At 42.2% G+C, this 21,493-nt stretch carries 18 protein-coding genes; 11 read left to right on the forward strand and 7 right to left on the reverse strand.

Features of this window, described 5'->3' with window-relative positions:
• Window positions 1-35: 35 nt before the first annotated feature.
• Both hydE and BSAG_RS14240 read right to left on the reverse strand, forming a co-directional pair.
• Entirely contained in the window at window positions 36-1,112 is a 1,077-nt protein-coding gene (gene hydE / locus BSAG_RS14245; RefSeq protein ID WP_004314013.1) for a [FeFe] hydrogenase H-cluster radical SAM maturase HydE, read from the reverse strand.
• Window positions 1,093-2,562, reverse strand: coding sequence for a 4Fe-4S dicluster domain-containing protein (locus BSAG_RS14240; RefSeq protein ID WP_004314012.1), 1,470 nt, complete (start codon window positions 2,560-2,562; stop codon window positions 1,093-1,095). The genes hydE and BSAG_RS14240 overlap by 20 nt, the downstream gene beginning before the upstream one ends.
• A gap of 143 nt (window positions 2,563-2,705) precedes the next feature.
• On the opposite strand from BSAG_RS14240, the gene BSAG_RS25245 reads away from it, so the two are divergent.
• The 3 genes from BSAG_RS25245 (at window position 2,706) to BSAG_RS14230 (ending at window position 4,265) form a co-directional block, all read left to right on the forward strand.
• Window positions 2,706-2,879, forward strand: a complete 174-nt coding sequence (locus BSAG_RS25245) for a hypothetical protein (RefSeq protein ID WP_008015767.1) — start codon at window positions 2,706-2,708, stop codon at window positions 2,877-2,879.
• Window positions 2,880-2,949: 70 nt separating this feature from the next.
• The gene (locus tag BSAG_RS14235; RefSeq protein ID WP_004314010.1) at window positions 2,950-3,498 is read left to right on the forward strand and encodes an NUDIX hydrolase; all 549 of its coding nucleotides are present in this window, start codon (window positions 2,950-2,952) and stop codon (window positions 3,496-3,498) included.
• A gap of 59 nt (window positions 3,499-3,557) precedes the next feature.
• Window positions 3,558-4,265 (forward strand): DUF5039 family protein, encoded by a 708-nt coding sequence (locus BSAG_RS14230; RefSeq protein ID WP_004314009.1) that lies wholly within the window; start codon window positions 3,558-3,560, stop codon window positions 4,263-4,265.
• A gap of 410 nt (window positions 4,266-4,675) precedes the next feature.
• Here the strand turns inward: BSAG_RS14230 and BSAG_RS14225 are convergent, their stop codons facing one another.
• Entirely contained in the window at window positions 4,676-5,725 is a 1,050-nt protein-coding gene (locus tag BSAG_RS14225; RefSeq protein ID WP_004314008.1) for a L,D-transpeptidase, read from the reverse strand.
• Window positions 5,726-5,969: 244 nt separating this feature from the next.
• Here BSAG_RS14225 and BSAG_RS14220 point away from each other — a divergent pair, with 244 nt between their 5' ends.
• The 4 genes from BSAG_RS14220 (at window position 5,970) to BSAG_RS14205 (ending at window position 12,250) form a co-directional block, all read left to right on the forward strand.
• The gene (locus tag BSAG_RS14220) at window positions 5,970-6,242 is read left to right on the forward strand and encodes a co-chaperone GroES (protein ID WP_004314007.1); all 273 of its coding nucleotides are present in this window, start codon (window positions 5,970-5,972) and stop codon (window positions 6,240-6,242) included.
• Window positions 6,243-6,285: 43 nt separating this feature from the next.
• A complete protein-coding gene (groL, locus tag BSAG_RS14215; protein WP_004314006.1) occupies window positions 6,286-7,923 on the forward strand; it encodes a chaperonin GroEL in 1,638 nt (545 codons plus the stop codon).
• Between the two features lie 161 nt (window positions 7,924-8,084).
• Window positions 8,085-9,023, forward strand: coding sequence for a tyrosine-type recombinase/integrase (locus BSAG_RS14210; protein ID WP_004314005.1), 939 nt, complete (start codon window positions 8,085-8,087; stop codon window positions 9,021-9,023).
• A gap of 374 nt (window positions 9,024-9,397) precedes the next feature.
• Entirely contained in the window at window positions 9,398-12,250 is a 2,853-nt protein-coding gene (locus BSAG_RS14205) for a PL29 family lyase N-terminal domain-containing protein (RefSeq protein WP_004314004.1), read from the forward strand.
• Window positions 12,251-12,536: 286 nt separating this feature from the next.
• On the opposite strand, the gene BSAG_RS14200 is transcribed toward BSAG_RS14205, so the two are convergent.
• The 4 genes from BSAG_RS14200 to BSAG_RS14185 form a co-directional block, all read right to left on the reverse strand.
• On the reverse strand, window positions 12,537-13,034 hold the full coding sequence (locus BSAG_RS14200) for a GDYXXLXY domain-containing protein (RefSeq protein ID WP_004314003.1): 498 nt from the start codon (window positions 13,032-13,034) through the stop codon (window positions 12,537-12,539).
• Window positions 13,021-13,995, reverse strand: a complete 975-nt coding sequence (locus tag BSAG_RS14195) for a DUF4401 domain-containing protein (protein WP_004314002.1) — start codon at window positions 13,993-13,995, stop codon at window positions 13,021-13,023. Before BSAG_RS14195 ends, BSAG_RS14200 begins: the two co-directional genes overlap by 14 nt.
• Window positions 13,979-14,896 (reverse strand): DUF2157 domain-containing protein, encoded by a 918-nt coding sequence (locus BSAG_RS14190; RefSeq protein WP_004314001.1) that lies wholly within the window; start codon window positions 14,894-14,896, stop codon window positions 13,979-13,981. The genes BSAG_RS14195 and BSAG_RS14190 overlap by 17 nt, the downstream gene beginning before the upstream one ends.
• A gap of 155 nt (window positions 14,897-15,051) precedes the next feature.
• Window positions 15,052-16,791 (reverse strand): thiamine pyrophosphate-dependent enzyme, encoded by a 1,740-nt coding sequence (locus BSAG_RS14185; RefSeq protein ID WP_004314000.1) that lies wholly within the window; start codon window positions 16,789-16,791, stop codon window positions 15,052-15,054.
• Between the two features lie 235 nt (window positions 16,792-17,026).
• Between BSAG_RS14185 and BSAG_RS14180 the strand changes: the two genes are divergently transcribed.
• The 4 genes from BSAG_RS14180 (at window position 17,027) to BSAG_RS14165 (ending at window position 21,409) form a co-directional block, all read left to right on the forward strand.
• Window positions 17,027-17,245 carry a winged helix-turn-helix domain-containing protein gene (locus BSAG_RS14180; protein ID WP_004313999.1) on the forward strand — a complete coding sequence of 73 codons (219 nt, stop codon included), beginning with the start codon at window positions 17,027-17,029 and terminating at the stop codon, window positions 17,243-17,245.
• Between the two features lie 171 nt (window positions 17,246-17,416).
• Window positions 17,417-18,430, forward strand: a complete 1,014-nt coding sequence (locus BSAG_RS14175) for a threonine aldolase family protein (protein ID WP_004313998.1) — start codon at window positions 17,417-17,419, stop codon at window positions 18,428-18,430.
• Window positions 18,431-18,519: 89 nt separating this feature from the next.
• Window positions 18,520-19,719, forward strand: a complete 1,200-nt coding sequence (locus BSAG_RS14170) for a BamA/TamA family outer membrane protein (protein ID WP_008771299.1) — start codon at window positions 18,520-18,522, stop codon at window positions 19,717-19,719.
• On the forward strand, window positions 19,706-21,409 hold the full coding sequence (locus BSAG_RS14165; RefSeq protein ID WP_004313996.1) for a phosphoethanolamine transferase: 1,704 nt from the start codon (window positions 19,706-19,708) through the stop codon (window positions 21,407-21,409). Before BSAG_RS14170 ends, BSAG_RS14165 begins: the two co-directional genes overlap by 14 nt.
• Window positions 21,410-21,493 lie beyond the last annotated feature (84 nt).

Below are 21,493 nucleotides of genomic sequence, written 5' to 3' on the forward strand. Positions count from 1 at the left end.
CACCACAGATTACACGGATTCACACAGATTAAAATTTAATTTGAAATAAATCTGTGTGAATCCGTGTAATCTGTGGTGCACTTAAAGTCGCCTCTTTCGGTAGATATCTCATAACCGATGGTATTCAACTGCTTTTGTAAGGTAGCCAGTCCTTCGGCGGATTCCGCTCCGAGTGAAGCTTTGTCATTGTATAATTCATATTTTCTCCGTTCCTCCCGGGGAGACAGGTTGGGCATAACCACATTTGCGCCTGCCAATATACCCCGCTCCCTACCATCAGGAATAAGAGTGGCGAGAGCCGTTGTTGCCGGAATCAATGTGGATGGATGCATCAAACGGAAGATCGATAATAAAAGAATCGTCCGTTCCACCGTTCCGCTGGGATATTGGGCAAAAGGCGTATCATGATGGGGTAGAAAAGGACCGATGCCAATCATTTCCGGCTGTAGCTTTTCAATGAACAATATATCCTCGATGATATGTTCTACTGTTTGCCCTGGGCTGCCGACCATAATTCCGGTTCCTGTCTGATAGCCGATGTCTTTCAAATCCGCTAAACATTGTAGGCGCTGTTTGCCGGACATTTCTGCCGGATGCAGTTGCCGGTAATGCGACTCATTGTGAGTTTCGTGACGTAACAGATAGCGGTTGGCTCCGGCACGGAAGAAACGTTCGTATGCATCACGCGACTTTTCTCCGAGCGACAGTGTAATGGCACAATCCGGATAATTCTGCCTGATACGGGCAACAGTCATTTCTATCCGATCGTCTGTCAGTGCGGGATCTTCTCCTCCTTGCAGCACGAAAGTGCGGAAACCTAATTTATATCCTTGCCGGCAACAATCCAGTATACTTTCCAGGTTCAATCGGTAACGTTCGATATTTGGATTTCCTTTTCGGATACCACAGTAATAACAGTTGTTCCGGCAGCAATTGCTGACTTCAATCAGTCCACGGATATAAATCTTATTTCCGAAGTGGCGGAGAGCGACTTCCTGCGCCTGTTTATTGATGTAACGCAGGGTTTCTGCGTCACATCCGGTCAACAGTTGCCGGAGCTCTTCCGGGCTAAGTGTTCTTTCCTGCCGTAGTTTATCGATCCATTGTTTCATAGCTCTCTTTTCGTTTGAGCAGCTCTTGTGCCAATTGGCGACGTCCCGAAACAATATCATTATGCGTACTTGGTCCGGTGATACATCCACCTTCGCATGCCATTACTTCAATAAACTGCCCCGCGGCCTTTCCTGTCTTGGCGCAGGCACGCAACAGAGCGATATTCTTTTTATTGATGTCCGACACTTGTATTGCATTGATTTTATCCGCTTCCTCTTTCAGATAAGCTTTGACAGCTCCCATCACACCACCTGCCTGTGCAAATCCATGTGCTTCGCGAACAGACGTATGTAATACAGAGAACTCCTGTACCTGTTCCAGTTCAATACCCAACCCGTCGAGAATCGAACCGATTTCTTCAAACGTCAGAATATAATCCACTGCTTCGTCACGACGTACTTCTTTGCGTTTAGCCACACAAGGGCCGACAAACACAACCTTAGCATCCGGATGCTTCTCTTTGGCAATCCGTGCGGCGTAGTACATCGGTGATCCGGTGGTAGAAACGTAAGGTTTCATATCCGGAATATGTTTCTCAACCAGTTCGATATAAGAAGGGCAACAGGAAGTAGTCATAAACTTCTGTCCCTCTTCCAATTTCTCCAGTAACTCGTGTGCTTCATTGCTGGTGGTTGCCATAGCACCTTCAGCCACTTCGATCACATCTGTAAATCCTATTTCTTTGAAAGCACCGTACACCTGTCCGATAGAAGTCTTAAACTGTCCCAGAATAGACGGAGCAACGATGGCAACCATCTTTTCTCCTTTACGGATGCGTTGCAATACATCGAATGTTTGCGAGATTTCGAAGATAGCACCGAACGGACAAGCATTCATGCATTTTCCGCAGTAGATACACTTGCTTTCATCAATGTGTTCTATGCCGTGTTCATCTTTGCTGATAGCTTTTACCGGGCAAGCCTCTTCACAAGGCACGGGAATATATACAATAGCGTGATAAGGACAACTCTTGTGACAAATACCGCAACTGACACATGTGTCATGGTCAATCATTGCCTGACCGTTTTTCTTGAAACGTATCGCATCTTTGGGGCAGTTCATGTAACAGCTACGTGCCACGCATCCGCGACAAAGGTTGGTTATTTCATAATTGATCTGTACACAGGAAGAACAGGCCTCGTCGATGACGCACATAATATTTTCCTTGTCCGGTTCGGGGCGGCTCAATGCCAATCGCGCATATTCAGAAAGCGGGGTAACTTCGTCGTGTTCGTCTGTCATATCCAGTCCCATCAGAGGAAAAGTCTTGTACCTCCACACTGCGCGTTCTTTATGTACGCAACACCGTCCTAGGGGTTTTGATTTTCGTGGACTCAACTCAATCGGGAGCCGGTCTATCTTTTCCACTAATTCGTCGTTTTTCCAGAGTTTAACGAGGTCTGCCAGCAATTTATGCCGGACAATCATAATATTATTCGTAAATGCCATATTGTAATAAAGAGGTTGTTAGTTGGTGCAAAGATACGAACAGAATTTCAATATTTAAGTTTTTTGAAACATTCTTGTAACTTTTTTGTAGCCCTCGCGTGTTATCTTTGTGGTGGACAAAAAAACTTAGAGGAGGCAGAGTTATGAATAGCAGTATTTTCGAGCAACGTAGTCGTTTTGCCATGATTGGCGCATTGATGGTTATTATCAGCCTGCTGTTTTTATTCTACATGGGAAGTTCTTTGGTAAGCTCTACCAAAAAATATCTGGAGCAGATACAAGGGATAGAGATCACTTGTATCGACACAGACGAATAAAAACAAGCAACCGAAAGGTAGGATAACCCGGGGGAAATTTGTATTTTTGCCGGAAGAAAAAACAGACCTTATGGAAGAAAAGAATAGAGCCTGGAAAACGGTGAGTAGTAAATATCTATTTCGCCGTCCGTGGCTGACTGTGCGTTGCGAAGATATGTTGCTTCCCAACGGTAACCATATCCCTGAATATTATATCCTTGAGTATCCCGACTGGGTAAATACGATTGCCATTACAAAAGATGGTAAATTTGTTTTTGTCCGCCAGTACCGTCCGGGAATTGAACGAACTTGTTATGAACTTTGTGCCGGTGTCTGTGAGAAGGAAGACGCTTCACCGTTAGTATCCGCCCAACGTGAATTGTGGGAGGAAACAGGCTACGGAAAAGGAAACTGGCAGGAATATATGGTGATTTCCGCTAATCCGAGCACCCATACCAATCTGACTTATTGCTTTCTTGCTACAGACGTGGAACTGATAGACCATCAGCATCTGGAAGCTACTGAAGATATCAGCGTACATCTGCTTACATTGGAAGAGGTGAGAAGCCTGCTTGATAAGAACGAAATTATGCAAGCGCTGAATGCTGCTCCATTGTGGAAATATATAGCAAATCTGTAATATCGTTTGGAATTCTGTAGAGAAATAATAACTTTGGAGAAAATTTAAATTATCTAATTATGAAAACTATATTATGGAGTATTCTTTGTTTGTTTCTCTCCGGATGGGGAAGTATGCAAACGGTGTCAGCGCAGGACTTGCAAGAGATGGAAAAGAACTTGTCCGCTATCAATGAGGATTTGAATCAAAAGACAAAAGAATATAGTTGGCAGCTTGCGGCGGCTTATGCAGATTATTGTGAAGCAAACAATAAATATATAAGCTGGAACGACTTGCCTTATCTACAAACAGTTGTCGAATATGAACGGCCTGCTTCTTTGGAAACTTACCGACTGGCGCATAAAGCCAGTAAAGATGAATTGGATAAGTTTCTAAATACATATAAGGAATATAAGGATCTGACAAAGAAGCAGAAAGAAGCAGTAACCAAAGAGGAGAAGGATGCTGTATCGACTGCTTTTTCTGCATTCTGGAAGAAATTGAGAAGTGAAGAAAATCCTTATAAAGATTTGTATTATGCCGAACGGAAAGCGATCAGCAAATATCGGGCAGAAGCTTTGCGGTATGTGATTGCCCATTATAAAGAAAAAAAGCAGGAAATTCCGACTTCTTATATAAAATATGCTGAACGGTCTTATTTATTGCAGAAAGGTTCCGCTTTGGAGTTGTTGCAGAAAGAAATAAACGCATTGGAAAGTGTGCAGAGAGAACTTGTTCAGAATATAACAAGAGCAAGGTATGGGTTGGGTAAGACTGAAGATAAATAAAAGAGAGTTTCACACATAATTGATTAAGGTAATACGGGATGGAGAAATCCTTTTCTATACTGGGAGGTCTGGACTGAAAAGTTCAGACCTCTTTATCTTTCCCCTCAAGTACGTATAGAAAAGTTCTTTCCCCTCCTATGCAAACTTCTTTTGCATAGGGAGAAAACTAGTTTAGGGCATAAGGTAAACTATAACCGAAGGTTCTGATTATATAACTGGAAGTTTTGATTACATAACTGAAGCTTTCAGTTTTATAACCGGAACTTGCGGTTATAGTTTGAGGTAAGGGGAAAGTAACTTTTCCCCAAGAGAAAAGCAAGTTCTCACCTTATAGAAAAGAACTTTTCTAGTTATACTTTGGACGATAGGTAGTAGCGATTCGGGAATAGTGGTGTATGTTTGTTCAACGTTTATTCCAATACAAAAATAATAGTTTCATTTACAGGCGCCCAATCATAAATGAATTTGGCATGGGAAGTTGCATTTCGTACGCACATGTGCGAACGCGGTGTCGTTCCTAACGACGGACTATATTCTATCTGTGTCTTGCGGGGAGCATTGACCGGTACTCCGTGAATATAGGCTCCATCCGTGAAACGACTTGCATAAGGAGCATAACCTCCTGTCTCTTTCGAACCATCTTTTAGAAATACCATCTTCACTTTCTTTTCCTGTAATACAAACATTCCTAAAGGAGTTTCCTGTGCATACGGCGGCAGGTGGCGTCCCGTAGTGGAAGGATTCATGCTGCGAACCACCCATTGCCCTTCTCCGCTACGTTCGAGAGCAGCGATATTCTGATTGTGGCGGTCTACGAAAACAGCTTTGTTAAAAACAATCGTATCTCCGATTACTTTGACATACTTTTTAGGAATCATCCATTCATCTCCGGTAAACATTGGTTTTGCTTTTATGAATTTTTCCCCATCTTCGATAAAACGGGTTAGTTCTCCATCCTGGCCGTAGCGTTCGGGCACTAATGTGTCGGTCAACAAATAAAGCGGAACGGATTGGTAACGTTCTATGCCGAGAGTATCCGCCACCCGTCCGTAAGCGTTTCTTTTGAAATTCTTCACAAGCGGTGCTTCTCCATTCCTATTTTTGTAATTTTGGAGAATTGCCCAAGTGGAAGGCTGCAATTGTATATTTTCAAGCAAAGCCAGCCGTTCTTTGATTTTGTCCCATTGAAACTGCCGGGTAGTGTCTTTATAAGGATAGGTGTCCTCCAATGTATATTGGTCATACAATAAATCTTTGGTGATTTGTATTTGCTCTGCTGTGAGTTTCTTTTCAACAGGTTTAACCTCGGGTTGAGTTATTGTATCTTGCGACAGCGAATCTGTCTGTTGTTGTTCATGTACAGGAGAAATCTCCCCTGTACGCGAAGTGCAGGAGTAGAAGACGCAAGAGGCAATGATGAGGCCGGATGCTATTCTATTCATATTATTTATACAGTGCATTTGATGGTTCGTTTACGAATATACATCATTATAAGGAATAATCCTTTTGTTTTGTTTAAAAAGTAGGTGACAAATATACTTTTTTGCCATACAGTGCAAGTTGTCAGTCATTTTGTCAGTCTATTTCTGACAAAGAATCATTTATTTACTTTGGCACGCTTTTCGCAATGACTTTAGCGTTCCGCCTGAAAGACGGTGGATAACATCTACAATTAAATGTATAACTAAAATATAACAAGTAACTATGAACATTAAACCATTAGCAGACAGAGTGCTTATCCTCCCTGCACCTGCAGAAGAAAAAACAATTGGTGGTATCATTATTCCTGATACAGCAAAAGAAAAACCTTTGAAGGGTGAAGTTGTGGCAGTAGGTCACGGTACGAAAGATGAAGAGATGGTATTGAAAGTAGGCGATACAGTTCTTTATGGTAAATATGCCGGAACAGAACTTGACGTTGAAGGTACTAAATATCTTATCATGCGTCAGAGCGATGTTCTCGCTGTTTTGGGTTAATTAATAATAGTAAATAGTAAATCTTTAAATAGTAAATAAAGAGATGGCAAAAGAAATATTATTCAATATCGATGCCCGTGACCAATTGAAAAAAGGTGTCGATGCTTTGGCAAATGCAGTAAAAGTAACTCTGGGCCCGAAAGGACGTAACGTTATCATTGAGAAGAAATTCGGTGCTCCGCACATCACAAAAGACGGTGTGACAGTAGCAAAAGAAATCGAATTGGCAGATGCTTACCAGAATACTGGTGCACAGCTGGTAAAAGAAGTTGCTTCTAAGACAGGTGACGATGCCGGTGACGGTACAACTACTGCAACCGTTCTTGCACAAGCTATCGTAGCTGAAGGTTTGAAGAACGTAACTGCCGGTGCTAGCCCGATGGATATCAAACGTGGTATCGACAAGGCTGTTGCCAAAGTGGTAGAATCAATCAAGGATCAGGCTGAAACTGTAGGTGACAACTATGACAAGATCGAACAAGTTGCTACCGTATCTGCAAACAACGACCCGGTAATCGGTAAATTGATTGCTGACGCTATGCGTAAAGTTTCTAAAGACGGTGTAATCACTATCGAAGAAGCAAAAGGTACAGACACTACTATCGGTGTAGTAGAAGGTATGCAGTTCGATCGTGGTTATTTGTCAGCTTACTTCGTGACAAATACAGAAAAAATGGAATGTGAGATGGAGAAACCTTACATCCTGATCTATGACAAGAAGATTTCTAACCTGAAAGATTTCTTGCCTATCCTCGAACCGGCTGTACAAACAGGTCGTCCACTGTTAGTAATTGCAGAAGATGTAGATAGCGAAGCGTTGACTACATTGGTAGTAAACCGTCTGCGTTCTCAATTGAAGATCTGTGCTGTGAAAGCTCCGGGCTTCGGCGATCGTCGTAAAGAAATGTTGGAAGATATCGCTATCCTGACAGGTGGTGTTGTTATCAGCGAAGAAAAAGGTTTGAAACTGGAACAAGCTACTATCGAAATGTTGGGTACTGCTGACAAAGTTACAGTTACTAAAGACTATACAACTGTTGTAAACGGTGCAGGTAACAAAGACAGCATCAAAGAACGTTGCGAACAGATCAAAGCACAAATCGTGGCAACTAAGTCTGACTATGACCGCGAGAAATTGCAGGAACGTCTGGCTAAATTGTCAGGTGGTGTAGCTGTTCTCTATGTAGGTGCTGCTTCTGAAGTGGAAATGAAAGAAAAGAAAGACCGTGTGGACGATGCTTTGCGTGCAACTCGTGCTGCTATCGAAGAAGGTATCATCCCGGGTGGTGGCGTAGCTTACATCCGTGCAATTGATGCTATCGACGGCATGAAGGGTGACAATGCTGATGAAACAACCGGTGTTGAAATCATCAAACGTGCTATCGAAGAACCACTTCGTCAGATCGTTGCTAACGCTGGTAAAGAAGGTGCGGTAGTTGTTCAGAAAGTACGTGAAGGCAAGGGTGACTTTGGTTACAACGCTCGTCTGGACATTTACGAAAACTTGCATGCTGCCGGTGTAGTAGACCCTGCTAAGGTTGCTCGTGTAGCTTTGGAAAATGCAGCTTCTATCGCTGGTATGTTCCTGACTACTGAATGTGTAATTGTAGAAAAGAAGGAAGATAAACCTGAAATGCCAATGGGCGCTCCCGGAATGGGAGGCATGGGCGGAATGATGTAATTCCAGCTTTCGCTTAAGAATATATAAAGAAGATAAGAACCACTTTCCCTAATAAGGGAAGGTGGTTCTTTTTTTGCATTCCTGCAACATCTCTGCCTTCAATTTGTTCGATTGTTGGAATACCCTTATATTTATTGTCTAATTTATTAATAAATCGAGAGATGTTGAAAGTAGTAACATTTATGAAGCAAGTAGCCCGTGGGCTACAGATGGAGGGAAACTTTGGTACTGCCCATGTATACCGTAGCAGTCTCAATGCCATCATTGCTTATTGTGGGAAAGAGGATTTCACCTTCTATGAGGTGAGTCCGGAGTGGTTAAAAGGGTTCGAAGTGCATCTTCGTAGTCGTGGATGTAGTTGGAATACCGTCTCCACTTATTTGCGCACGTTTCGTGCAGTTTATAATCGTGCTGTCGATCTTCGTAAGGCACCTTATGTTCCTCACTTGTTCCGTTCTGTTTATACAGGTACTCGTGCCGATCATAAACGTGCGTTAGGTGAGGAGGATATAAAGAAAGTATTTGCCAGGTTATCACAGGCTTTTGTCGGTTCTCCGTCATTACGCAAGGCACAGGAATTATTTATCCTTATGTTTTTATTGCGCGGTTTGCCTTTTGTCGATCTCGCCTATTTGCGTAAAAGTGATTTACGTGACAATGTGATTACATATCGCAGACGTAAGACAGGCCGCACCTTGTCGGTGACTCTAACTGCAGAAGCGATGATTCTGGTAAAGAGATATATGAACCGTGACAGTTCTTCTCCTTATCTGTTTTCTTTGTTAAAGAGTCGTGAAGGGACTCCGGAAGCTTACCGTGAATATCAGTTGGCATTGCGTACATTCAATCGTCAGTTGATGTTGCTGGGCGAATTGCTGGGATTGGGTGATAGATTGAGCTCTTATACTGCACGTCACACTTGGGCTACGACAGCCTATTATTGTGAGATTCATCCGGGTATTATTTCCGAAGCAATGGGACACTCTTCCATCACTGTGACTGAAACGTATCTGAAGCCTTTCAGGAATAAGAAAATAGATGAAGCTAATAGACAGGTCGTTGATTTTGTGAAGCGTACTATTAGTGGATTAATCGCTTGATAAATAGTCTGTTACTTTGTAGGTAACGGGAATAAATACCGGTGCAAATATGAGCATATTTCTTAAAACAACCAAACGAAATCATACATTTTTTCTAATAAACCACTCAAAAAAGGAATAGGACAGATAAAACACACGGATTCTTTGTATTAGGGCTTTGTTAACTTCTAAATTTTGCACAAGATTTCCCCTCCCCGCTACTTGCTTTCAAAAGCAGGGGTAAAAATGTTTCGTAGCATATCGTATCGTTTTTCAGTATTGACTACTCCCGAAGAGCAGGACAAAGGTTCTTCCGTTACCTACAAAGTAACGGGCATGCTATTATTGAAACTTAGTGTTTAATAATATATTATTAATGTAATTTTTAAGTAGTTATGAAAAGAAAATTTGTAAAAGTGATGTTCTTCGGGGCGCTGGCACTTTCTACTGTCACCTATGTAGGCTGTAAAGACTACGATGATGACATTGACAATCTGCAAACACAGATTGATGCTAATAAGGCTAGCATCGCTGATCTGCAGAAATTTGTAGATGCTGGTAATTGGGTGAAGAGTGTAGAACCTGTTACTGGTGGATTCAAGGTAACATTTAACGATGGAAAATCTTATAGTATCATAAATGGTGCTAAAGGTGATAAGGGTGACAAGGGTGATACAGGTGCTCCGGGAGTAGCTGGTGGACAGGGAACTCCGGGATCGAAAGTGACTATTGATCCGGAGACCGGAGAATGGTTGATTGATAAAAAAGGTACCGGATGGTATGCAAAAGCCACAGACGGACATTCACCTTACATCGCGGATGGAACTAATGGTGATAAAGGCTATTGGTATTTTTGGGATGATAAGGCTAATGATGGAAAGGGCGGTTTCGTAAAAGGAGATAAAGCACAAGGCGACCGCGGCGAAGTCACGGAAGGAACAAATGGCAAGTCTCCTTATATTGAAGATGGATACTGGTATTATTATGATGATGCCGCCGGCAAATTTGTAAAAGGTTCTCAGGCTGCAGGTACAGACGGAGTATCTCCTTTCATTGACGAAGATGGTTATTGGTGTTATTGGGATATCAATGCTGTAAATGAAGATGGAACTAAGGGCAAATTAGTACGTGGAGATTATGCCCAAACAAGTGTATATGTTGTTGAAGCAGCGGACAGACCAGCATGGGAACTTCATGTCGGTGCACTCAATGAAGATGGAACTTATACTGATAAAACTATTATATTGCCAACAGCTGATAAATTGTCAAGCATGACTGTTGTGTCAATTGCTGATGGAAAAATTAGTGAAGGTATGAGTGAGGTAACAATGTATTATGGTATATTGGCTAAAGGTACTACTGTTAAGTTCCATAATGTAACTTATGGTTCTACAGAAAAAGCTACTACTTTAGTTGGTGCAAATAGCTCTGTAATGCATGCATTAATCAATCCGGTTAGTGTTGACTTCTCTGAATATCCTGTTGAATTGATTAATTCTCATGGGGAGGTTTGTTATACAGTTCTATCAAAAGAAAAGAATCTTTCTGAAAATCCTTTAACCACCCGTGCGGATGGCGAAAAGAAATGGAATCAGGGAATTTATGATCTTACAGTTTCTTTGATTGCTGATAAAGCAGCCGATAATAACTTGAATAATAAAGCGATAGCTTATGCTTTACGTGCTAAAGATGCTTGGGGAAATAACATCATATCAAATTATGATGTGAAGGTTATTGCTAAAAATGAGGCTTTGGATATTACTAATAAAGAAGTAGATGTGGTTTATACATCATCTGCAAAACTTGATGAATTGTTTGCTGCTGAATTGTCCAAAGTTGCAGCTCATTATTATTCTATTGAAAAAGCTGATTTGGAAGCTATTGGTGCTGTATTTGACGAAGCTACAAATACTATTTCCTCACCTACAAAACAAGGTACTATTGAAGTGAAAGTTAATTACTTGAAAACAGACGGTACAAAAGTTGAAGGAGGTAATGCTAAAACCTTTACAGTGAACTTTACTTATGACACGGGTGCTGATATTACTATCGCTGATGCTGTTGTTTGGAATCTGACTAAGGGTGCAGATGCCACAGATCCTTCAAATAATACCTCTGATCTTGTTGTTAACTCAACCGATGATTTATTCGCTATTCTGAACAAAGAGTTTACTGGCAAGAAGAAACCTACTGTAAGATTGAAGAGCATTGGATTTGCTGCTGGAGATAAGATTTCTGTTAATGGCAATGAGTATGCTTATGAAAGTGGTTCTATTGATCTTGTTGGTGCGCAACCTGTTACTATAACAGATAATAAAGGTAAAGTTACAGGATATAAGATTGCCTTCCAATTTAATCCGACTATGGTTGCAGCTGTAATGCATAATGCTGTTTTGGAAATTATTAATCCGGACTATCAACCAACATTGGGAGATGAAGTAATTAAGAAGGTAAATGTGAAAGTGGAAGTTAAGAATGCAGGTATATTTGCATTTACACCGTTAAGTGCTTATTTCACAAGTTCTGAAACTGCTATTGCTTATGGTACCCCTGATAAATCTAATGCAGTTGTAAATCAAGACTTGTATGCACTCTTTGATGAAATGAGCGCTGAAGATAAGGGACATATATCTTTTGATGAGAAAGCTCCTAACTTTGGTACTGATGATAATCCGGAAATGGGTGCAAATTGGTTAGTTAACAAAACAAACTCTGTAATTGCAGTTCCGTTGTACAAATCAACTAAGAATGATGGTGTATATTCAACGCGTCGTATGACCATTGCATACCAGCCGTTTGGAAATAAACGTTTGGCTACAATTTCTAAAGAGTTTAACTTAACTGTAAGATCTGCAATCAAAGAAGGTTCACATCCTGATATTGCTGCTAGTAAAGCTAAAGTATTGTCAATAAAGGAATCTGAAAAATTATTCAAGATTAAACCTGCTGATTTTACTGTTAAAGATGTAAAAGACGTTGCCGTAACAATTGCTAAGACAAGTAGAGATAGTAGAGTTACAGATGTTACTATAGAACTAAGTTCAGAGATTGCCAAATATGCTGAAATAGCCGGGGCAACTTCTACTCCCGTTGCGTTTGAAGGTGAATTAACTGTACAATTGAAAGCTACTACCCTATCCATTGCATCTAAAGTTGAAGGTTATGCCTTAGTGAAGATTACAGATACATGGGGAGCTGTTACAGAAGTTAAATGTCCGATAGTAATGAAAGCTGATGGAGCTAACTAAGTAACTATAAAAAGAAAACCCTTCTTCACCTTGTGTGAAGAATACGCCGAGAAGAAACAGAGTGAAGGATTTGGCTTGTGAAAGTCAATCCTTCCAATTCTGTTCTTCTTATAGAAAGGGATACCTCCCTTATTTCCCACAGGTATCCCTTTTCTTTATTTCATAATGTCTCCTTATTTGCACTAGAAACCAATTTGCTAGTCCCTTATTTCCCTATAGATTAAGGAGACGTTTTGAGAATATAGAAAACCCGGGCTTGCGAAAGTCCGGGTTTTCTTATTAGTCTTTATTTATCGGATTGAATAAGATGAAAGTCCTCATCATACAATCCCACGAGTAAGCTTTGCCCTTTATCATCTACTTTCAGTCCGCCATATACGGCTTTTTGATAAAGAGTATCCTGTCCTTCTTCAAAGAAGAAAGATTCGGCGCCGAGGAAGAGGCGTCTATTTATTATTTTATATCTGATGACTAGCTCATTGTCGTTTACAGGTTCCAACGTGTTTTGTAATCGTACAATTTCTCCTACCTGATTACTGTCCGTTCGGAGTATGGCATAACCGCGTGTGTCGGTTTGCTCATCTGGCAGATTTGATGAGGCTTCCTTGTAGTTAAGTCTCATATAGTCTCCTTGCATAAGAGAGCGGGGATCGACGGGGGCTAGCTGCAACAAAACCAACTGTCCGTCTTTCAAGGTTTGCTCTTTCTGATAAACCGACCAGTTGAAATACCCCAATAGCAGTATCAGGTTTACGATAATCAATATTCGGCTATACTTTTTCATGTCTTGTTCTTTTTTGAGTGAAGAAATACCAGGCTGTAATACATGCAATTCCGATGAAGAAAAGCGTTATGGATTTGGTAAGCAGGCTCAAATTCAAATCATAATAATATTTGGAAACAGCATAGATAAAGAGAAGGAGCGAGGCAGCACACTCCGCTTTGTAACCATAATGGAAACATATTAAAATCAGTAACAAACTACCGGATAAATAAGGAGCAAACACGGTGGGCAGACAGATAACAATGCAAAGAATGTAGATACCAACCTGATTTACTGGATGATCCACTTTCATGACCTGCATGATTCGTTGAACCATGATAAGAATTCCGATCCATATACAAACAGACAGTATGCAGGACACAAGCCAACTATTTGTTTCTGATATCATGTAATTGATTGATAATCCTCCCAGTGAGACGATACCGGATACGAATAATCCGAAATGAAATGGTTTGTATTTGGAAAGGTAATTCTCTGTTCCTATACACTCAAACAACTTGTTTTCAAAGATGTTGGTAAATAGAAACACTCCAAGGATAGGGACTACGGCTATTTGCAAGGGATAAAACGAAGAAAAGACATGGGCAGCTTCTCCGAAAAAAGATATATTAAACAGAATGACTGAAAGAAAGGGGAGAATAAATCCTCTTGATAATAAGAATGTGAGAATACTGATTCCCATAAGTGTAATGAAGAGGAGATTAATGCTGGCATTTATACCGAAGCCAATCAATACACATCCGGCTATGTATAAAGTGATATTCATTGCATCCAGAAAAGACCGGACCACCATGCGGCTGATTGTTAGCGTAGTGAGAATTAATATACTTCCGGCAATCAGGCAAGAAATATCGGAGCGGAGGATTCTGGCAAGTGCCAGAAATCCCAAAAAGAAAATAGCCGTCAGGATTCCTCCGATAATGGATACGACTTGAATAGTGAGGTTATGCTTCTGTGCCATACCATTGCTTTTTTAAATGAAGAATGATGTAAATGAGCAAAGTTGTTCCGGTGATGACAATAACTCCTCCGTAGAAGAATATCTGAACATCCCTAAGATTGCTTTGTGATATGAATGTAGTCAATAGAATCATTAATGCGGCAAACGGAATGATAGCCAGATAGAACAGGCTTTTTACTTTCCATCCATACCAAAGTCCCGCAGAAAATAGAAGGACAGTGCTTATGAGGGGAACAGACAATATGGCGCTCTCTTCGCAGATTGCCATCATTAACAGAAAACTGGTGTGTATAATAGTAGCCAGTGAAAGAAGACTGACAAACCAACGATTGTTTCTGTTCAAATGACCTTTTGCGCTCATCCATTCCGTGATGATCGTTGTCAAGGCACATATCCAGGTTACTGCATTAGCCAACAAAGTCATTTCCCAAGAGTTGGTATTAGCTATCTGTATATTGTACAACCATATCGTAGTGCAAAGTAATCCGATGAACGTCAGCCACAACGGAGCGAAACGGATAGCAACCGCCCAGAGAATGGTGAAAAGAGTCCATCCCAGGAAAAGATCGTAAGCATCGGCTCCCGTTTGGTAGATTTGTCCGAAGACGGCGAAAAGCGTACCTATCAGGAACGTAGCTCCGGTCAGGAGAATCTGTTTGACGAGCTTATTCCAACGGGTGAATGTAGCGAGCAGGACAGAAGCTATTAATAACACCTCTACTGTTCCTAACTTTGCAAATTTAGGTAATTCATCCCAGTTGTAGGCAAAAAAGAAGATAATGCCTGCCACTGTAAAACCAACGCCCACTGCCAATAAAAAAACAGAAAGAAATTGATTCCATTGTTTTTTATCAGCGTACAGCGCTTGTCGGGATAAAGGCGAAGAGTCGGTCTTTTCCATGTGTTTTTACTTTTTGATGATTACAAACATAAGAAAATAAAATGATTATCACCTCAAGATAGACTATAAAAAGGTATGACTTACCATATTGCAATAGACAATAATAGCAAGTCATACTTTGAGAGAGGTAATGAAAATATTAAAAATAGAATAACTTAAAATACCTCCCGTATATGTTTAAAGTTAGAATTGATCGTATCAATCACTTCTTGTGAACGGCCGTTGATTAACAACTTATACATTGACTGCGCAAAGCCCACCATTTGCCCGAATTCAATTTTAGGAGGCATGGCTAGTGCGTTCGGATCGGTCATGATATTAACAAGTACCGGACCATCCAACTCGAATGCATTCAATAAAGTAGTCAACACTTCTTCCGGATCGCTGACATTAAACCCGGTCATTCCCATTGCTTCGGCCACTTGGGCGAAGTCAGGATTCAACATATTCGTTTGCCAGTCCGGCAGTCCGTCCACTTCCATTTCCAACTTCACCATTCCCAATGAACGGTTGTTGAATACGATGATTTTAATCGGCAACTTATATTGTACAACGGTTTCCAAGTCTCCTAAAGTCATCGATAATCCTCCATCTCCGCAAAGCGCAACCACCTGACGATCCGGATAAGCCAACGCGGCACCGATAGCTTGCGGCAACGCATTTGCCATCGAACCATGATTGAAAGAACCCAGCATGTGGCGTTTGCCTGTTGCTTGCAGATAACGTGCTCCCCATACACAAGTCATTCCCGTATCTACCGTAAACACAGCATCGTCTGAACTTAGTTTGTCTATTTCAGACATCACATATTCGGGATGAATCTTATTTACGTCCCCTTTATCTTCCGTGTAAGCGGCCAAATCCTTCTTTACTCCCTCGTATCTTTTGAGTTGTTTCAGTAAGAAAGAATCATCCGTTTTCGGATTCAGCATACGCAATAAAGACTGGATGCTAAGTTTGACGTCTCCACAAAGTCCGATATCCACCTTTGCGCGACGTCCCAGACGTTCGGGCTTTATGTCAATCTGGGCTATCTTGATATCATCCGGCAGGAAAGCAGAATATGGAAAGTCAGTGCCGAGCATGAGAAGCACTTCAGCTTCGTGCATACTGTAATATCCCGAAGGCATTCCCAACAATCCCGTCATACCCACTTCATACGGATTCTCATATTGCACCTCCATCTTTCCTTTGAAAGTATATACCACCGGAGCATTCAGCTTCTCGGAAAGCGCGATTACTTCCTCGTGAGCTCCCCGGCAACCGATGCCGCAGAAAAGAGTGATACGTGTATGTTTGTTTAATAAGTCGGCCAATTGAGCCAAATCTTCTTCCGACGGGCAAACCTCCGGTGGGGCAGGATAGTTCCGGATCGACGAGTCGACAGCAACGGCAGAAGCCTTTGCCAAGTCTCCCGGCAGCCCGATGACGGACACCCCTTTACGGGTGACAGCCGTTTGTATGGCCGATTGGAGCATACGTGGAAATTGCTTGGGAGTAGTGGCTACTTCATTATAATAACTGCAATCGTTAAAAAGTTTGATTGTATTCGTCTCCTGAAAATACTCCGTACCGAATTCTCCGGTAGGAATCGTAGAAGCGATGGCGATTACCGGTGCCCCGGAACGGTGCGCGTCATACAAACCGTTGATAAGATGAACGTGTCCCGGTCCGCTACTTCCCGCGCAGCATCCCGGACGACCGGTTAGTTGTGCCTCTGCAGCAGCGGCATACGCTCCTGTCTCTTCATGGCGCACATGTATCCATTTTATTTGATCGTTTTTTCTGACTGCTTCGTTTACCTCATTCAGACTGTCGCCTGTTACGGCGTAAATGCGTTCAACTCCGGATTTAACCAAAGTATCTATCAGTTGTTCTGCTATTTTTTTTGCCATAGCTGTAATTGGTTTAGGATTGATTTTATCTAATAACAGATGTCTGCAAGGAAAAGTTCTAATTTAACATATGCTAATAACGCCTTTGTGTCGGGACACATCACCGCTTTTATGTTAAAAATAATTCTGTAACAACTTTTTAGTAAAGACGTATAAACAATTGCAATATCCTTTTGTTATCTTTATAGGCGAAATCTTAACCTAATGTATTAAACCTCTTAATTACTCTAGAAAAATGAATAGAAATGAAATCGGTGTAAATGCCGGTAAGGTTTGGCAACTGCTTAGCAATAACGAAAAGTGGAGCTACGGACTTCTGAAGAGAAAATCCGGGTTGAAAGATAAAGAGCTGGGTGCCGCTTTAGGGTGGTTGTCAAGAGAGAACAAGATTGAGTTCGATCAGTGTGATGAAGAACTCTATGTATATCTCTGTGTGAATGTTTATATTGGCTAAAAGAATTTGGCACTTTAACGAAAACAGCAGAATCTCCGGAGGGATGGCAGCCCGGTCAGCCCTTCGGAGATTCTCGTTTTTTATCCTTTTTCCTTTTAATGTATCTTCCTTTCAATTGATTTCCGGAAATAATTCTGTTACTTTGCACCACGAATTAAAATGCAAGAAACAATGAGAAGTTTTGCCTCTGACAATAATTCCGGTGTGCATCCGTTGGTAATGGAAGCCTTGAACCGGGCCAATATAGACCATTCTTTAGGATATGGCGATGACAAATGGACAGAAGAAGCCGTAGCGAAGATCAAAGAAACATTCACCCCGAACTGTGTCCCTTTGTTTGTATTCAACGGAACAGGCAGCAATGTGGTAGCTTTGCAATTGATGACCCGCCCGTATCATTCTATCTTTTGCGCGGAAACAGCTCATATCTATGTAGATGAGTGTGGCTCTCCTGTGAAAATGACAGGTTGTCAGATTCGCCCGATTGCTACTCCCGACGGTAAACTTACCCCGGAATTGATGCAACCTTACCTGCACGGTTTCGGCGACCAACACCATTCGCAACCTAGAGCTCTCTACATCTCCCAATGTACCGAACTTGGCACCATCTACACTCCCGAAGAGTTGAAACGCCTGACTGACTTTGCCCATCTGAATGGTATGTATGTACACATGGACGGAGCCAGAATAGCCAATGCCTGTGCCGCCCTGAATCTTTCTCTTAAAGAACTGACGGTGGATTGCGGAGTCGATATTCTTAGTTTCGGCGGAACGAAGAACGGACTGATGATGGGAGAGTGCGTGATTGTATTTAATAAAGACCTGCAACCGGAAGCCCGTTTCATCCGTAAGCAATCCGCCCAGCTCGCTTCGAAGATGCGTTACCTCTCTTGCCAGTTTACGGCATACCTCACCGGCGACCTTTGGCTGAAGAATGCCAGCCACGCCAATGCGATGGCTGCCAAACTTCGTGCGGAATTAGAGAAACTGCCCGAAGTCACTTTTACTCAAAAAGCCGAGAGTAACCAACTATTCCTTACTATGCCCCGCCCGGTTATCGACCGGATGCTGGAGTCTTATTTCTTTTATTTCTGGAACGAAGAGAAGGATGAAATCCGCTTGGTAACTTCTTTTGATACGACAGAAGAAGATGTGGACGAGTTTATAGGACTTTTGAAACGTTAAAAAGGAAATTCAGGACAACAAAAGCCTCTGAAACTCTGTTGTAATAAGAAGTTTGAAACTAACTTTGTCCGCAAAGTTTTCTACTTCTTATGATTATGAATACTAGACAGAACAGGCTAATCATATTCGCGCTTTTGTTGTTGACACAAACCCCGTTGGGCGCACAGCTGCATTCTACTAAAATTGAACTGCCGGAGGATTCTATATCTGTAACCATGGAAGATTCTGTTCCGGCAAAGCGCAGCTTCTTTAAAAAGTTTCTTGATTACTTCAATGACGCCAATAAGGAAAAAAAGAATAAAAAGTTTGATTTCAGTGTGATAGGCGGTCCTCACTACTCCAGTGACACCAAGTTCGGACTCGGACTGGTGGCAGCCGGACTATATCGCACCGATCGGAACGATTCGCTTCTTCCTCCCTCCAATGTCTCTCTTTACGGAGATGTGTCGACGGTCGGCTTCTATCTGTTGGGAATCCGTGGGAACCATCTGTTTCCGCAAGACAAATACCGCTTGAATTACAATCTCTATTTCTATTCTTTCCCCAGCCTGTATTGGGGACGGGGATATGACAATGGAGCCAACTCTGATAATGAAAGCGACTATAAACGTTTTCAAGCACAGGTGAAAGTCGATTTTATGTTCCGGCTGGCAAAGAACTTCTACATCGGCCCGATGGCCATATTCGATTATATTGACGGGCGGGACTTTGATAAACCGGAACTATGGGAAGGGATGGCGGCACGGACCACCAATACCAGCCTGGGACTTTCCCTCCTTTACGATTCACGTGATTTCCTGACAAATGCGTCTCACGGCTATTACTTGCGGATAGACCAGCGATTCAGCCCGGCTTTTCTCGGCAATAAATATGCGTTTAGCAGCACCGAACTGACTACCAGCTATTATCAGCCCGTATGGAAAGGCGGAGTGCTGGCAGGACAATTCCACACATTGCTTACCTATGGCGATACCCCGTGGGGATTGATGGCAACGCTGGGAAGCTCTTACTCCATGCGCGGATATTACGAAGGACGCTATCGGGACAAAGGAGCAATGGATGCGCAAATAGAACTCCGGCAACACGTCTGGAAGCGGAATGGAGTGGCTGTATGGGCAGGAGCGGGAACGATTTTTCCACGACTCTCCGAGTTTACTCCGAAACATATTCTGCCTAATTATGGTTTCGGTTATCGTTGGGAGTTTAAGAAGAGAGTAAATGTACGTTTGGATTTAGGGTTTGGCAAACACCAGACCGGATTTATTTTTAATATCAATGAAGCTTTTTAAGAATATAAAGAATTGGTTGGAGAATCAGGAACATTTGTTTTATCTGTTCCTCTTCATCTTGATAGTACCCAACCTTGTGCTCTGTTTGACAGAGCCTTTACCGTTGATGGCAAAGGTGTGTAATGTGCTTTTGCCTTTCGGCTGCTATTATCTGTTGATGACTTTGTCGAGAAACTGTGGCAAGATGCTTTGGATTTTATTCCTGTTCCTGTTTTTCGGAGCCTTTCAGATTGTATTGCTTTATTTGTTCGGCCAGTCCATTATCGCTGTCGATATGTTTCTGAACCTGGTGACTACCAATTCGAGTGAAGCCCTCGAATTGCTTGATAATCTCACACCTGCCATTATTGCTGTCATCATACTCTACGTACCTGCCCTGATATTAGGGACCATTTCAATTATACGTAAGCGGAAACTTACGGCAGAATTTATCCGCAGAGAACGGAAGAGAGCCTCCATAGTCTTTGGGATTTCCCTCCTTAGTCTTGCCGGAGCATATATGCAGGACCCGGGATATGAGTTGAAGTCCGATTTATATCCGCTGAACGTGTGTTATAACGTAGGTCTTGCCTTCCAACGAACCGCCTTGACGCAGAATTATCACCGTACTTCGAAGGATTTTACTTTCCATGCCCTGCCTACGCATCCGAAAGAGAAACGGGAAGTATACGTAATGGTTGTAGGAGAAACCTCCCGTGCCCTGAACTGGCAACTGTATGGTTACGAACGTGAAACGAACCCTCTTTTATCCCGGCAACCGGGTCTGATTGCTTTCCCGAAAGTACTGACAGAGTCGAATACGACACATAAAAGTGTCCCCATGTTGATGTCGGACGCTACCGCCTGCAACTACGATTCTATCTATCATCAGAAGGGAATCATCACTGCCTTTAAAGAGGCAGGTTTCCGGACAGCCTTTTTCTCCAACCAACGTTACAACCATTCGTTTATTGACTTCTTCGGAATGGAAGCCGATACGTACGATTTTATAAAAGAAGATTCTGTCAGTTCCTCCTATAATCCTTCTGACGACGAACTTCTGAAATTGGTGGAGCAGGAACTGGCTAAAGGTGCGACGAAACAATTTATCGTGCTCCATACCTACGGTTCTCACTTTAATTACCGCGAACGTTACCCGTCGGAAAGTGCTTTCTTTACGCCCGATTATCCGATGGAAGCAGAAAGAAAATACCGGGATAACCTGGTCAATGCCTATGACAACTCCATCCGTTATACGGACGGTTTCTTGTCACGCCTTATCCACATGTTGGAAAAACAGCAGATAGATGCCGCCATGCTCTACACTTCCGATCATGGTGAGGATATTTTCGACGATTCCCGCCATCTGTTCCTCCACGCTTCTCCCGTACCTTCTTATTATCAACTTCACGTGCCGTTCCTCATCTGGATGTCCGACAACTACCTTGAAACCTATCCCGAATACTGGGATACCGCCATTGATAATAAGGATAAGAATGTTTCTTCCAGCAGCTCTTTCTTCCCGACCATGTTGTCTTTAGCCGGAATAGAAACTCCTTACCGGGATGATTCGCAATCTGTAACGGCTCCGCACTACGTCCTAAAACCGAGAGTTTATCTGAACGATCACAACGAACCCCGTCCGCTGGATGATTTGGGTATGAAGAAGCAAGACTTCCAGATGCTGGAAAAGAGGAATATCAAGTATTAAGTATTAGGTATTAATCCTTGTTAATTTTTGCATCCAAAAGCGTGATTGGCGTGTTATTTGCCGTATGATGTATGAACGATTAAA

The sequence above is a fragment of the Bacteroides sp. D1 genome (assembly GCF_000157095.2).
Lineage (GTDB): Bacteria > Bacteroidota > Bacteroidia > Bacteroidales > Bacteroidaceae > Bacteroides > Bacteroides xylanisolvens.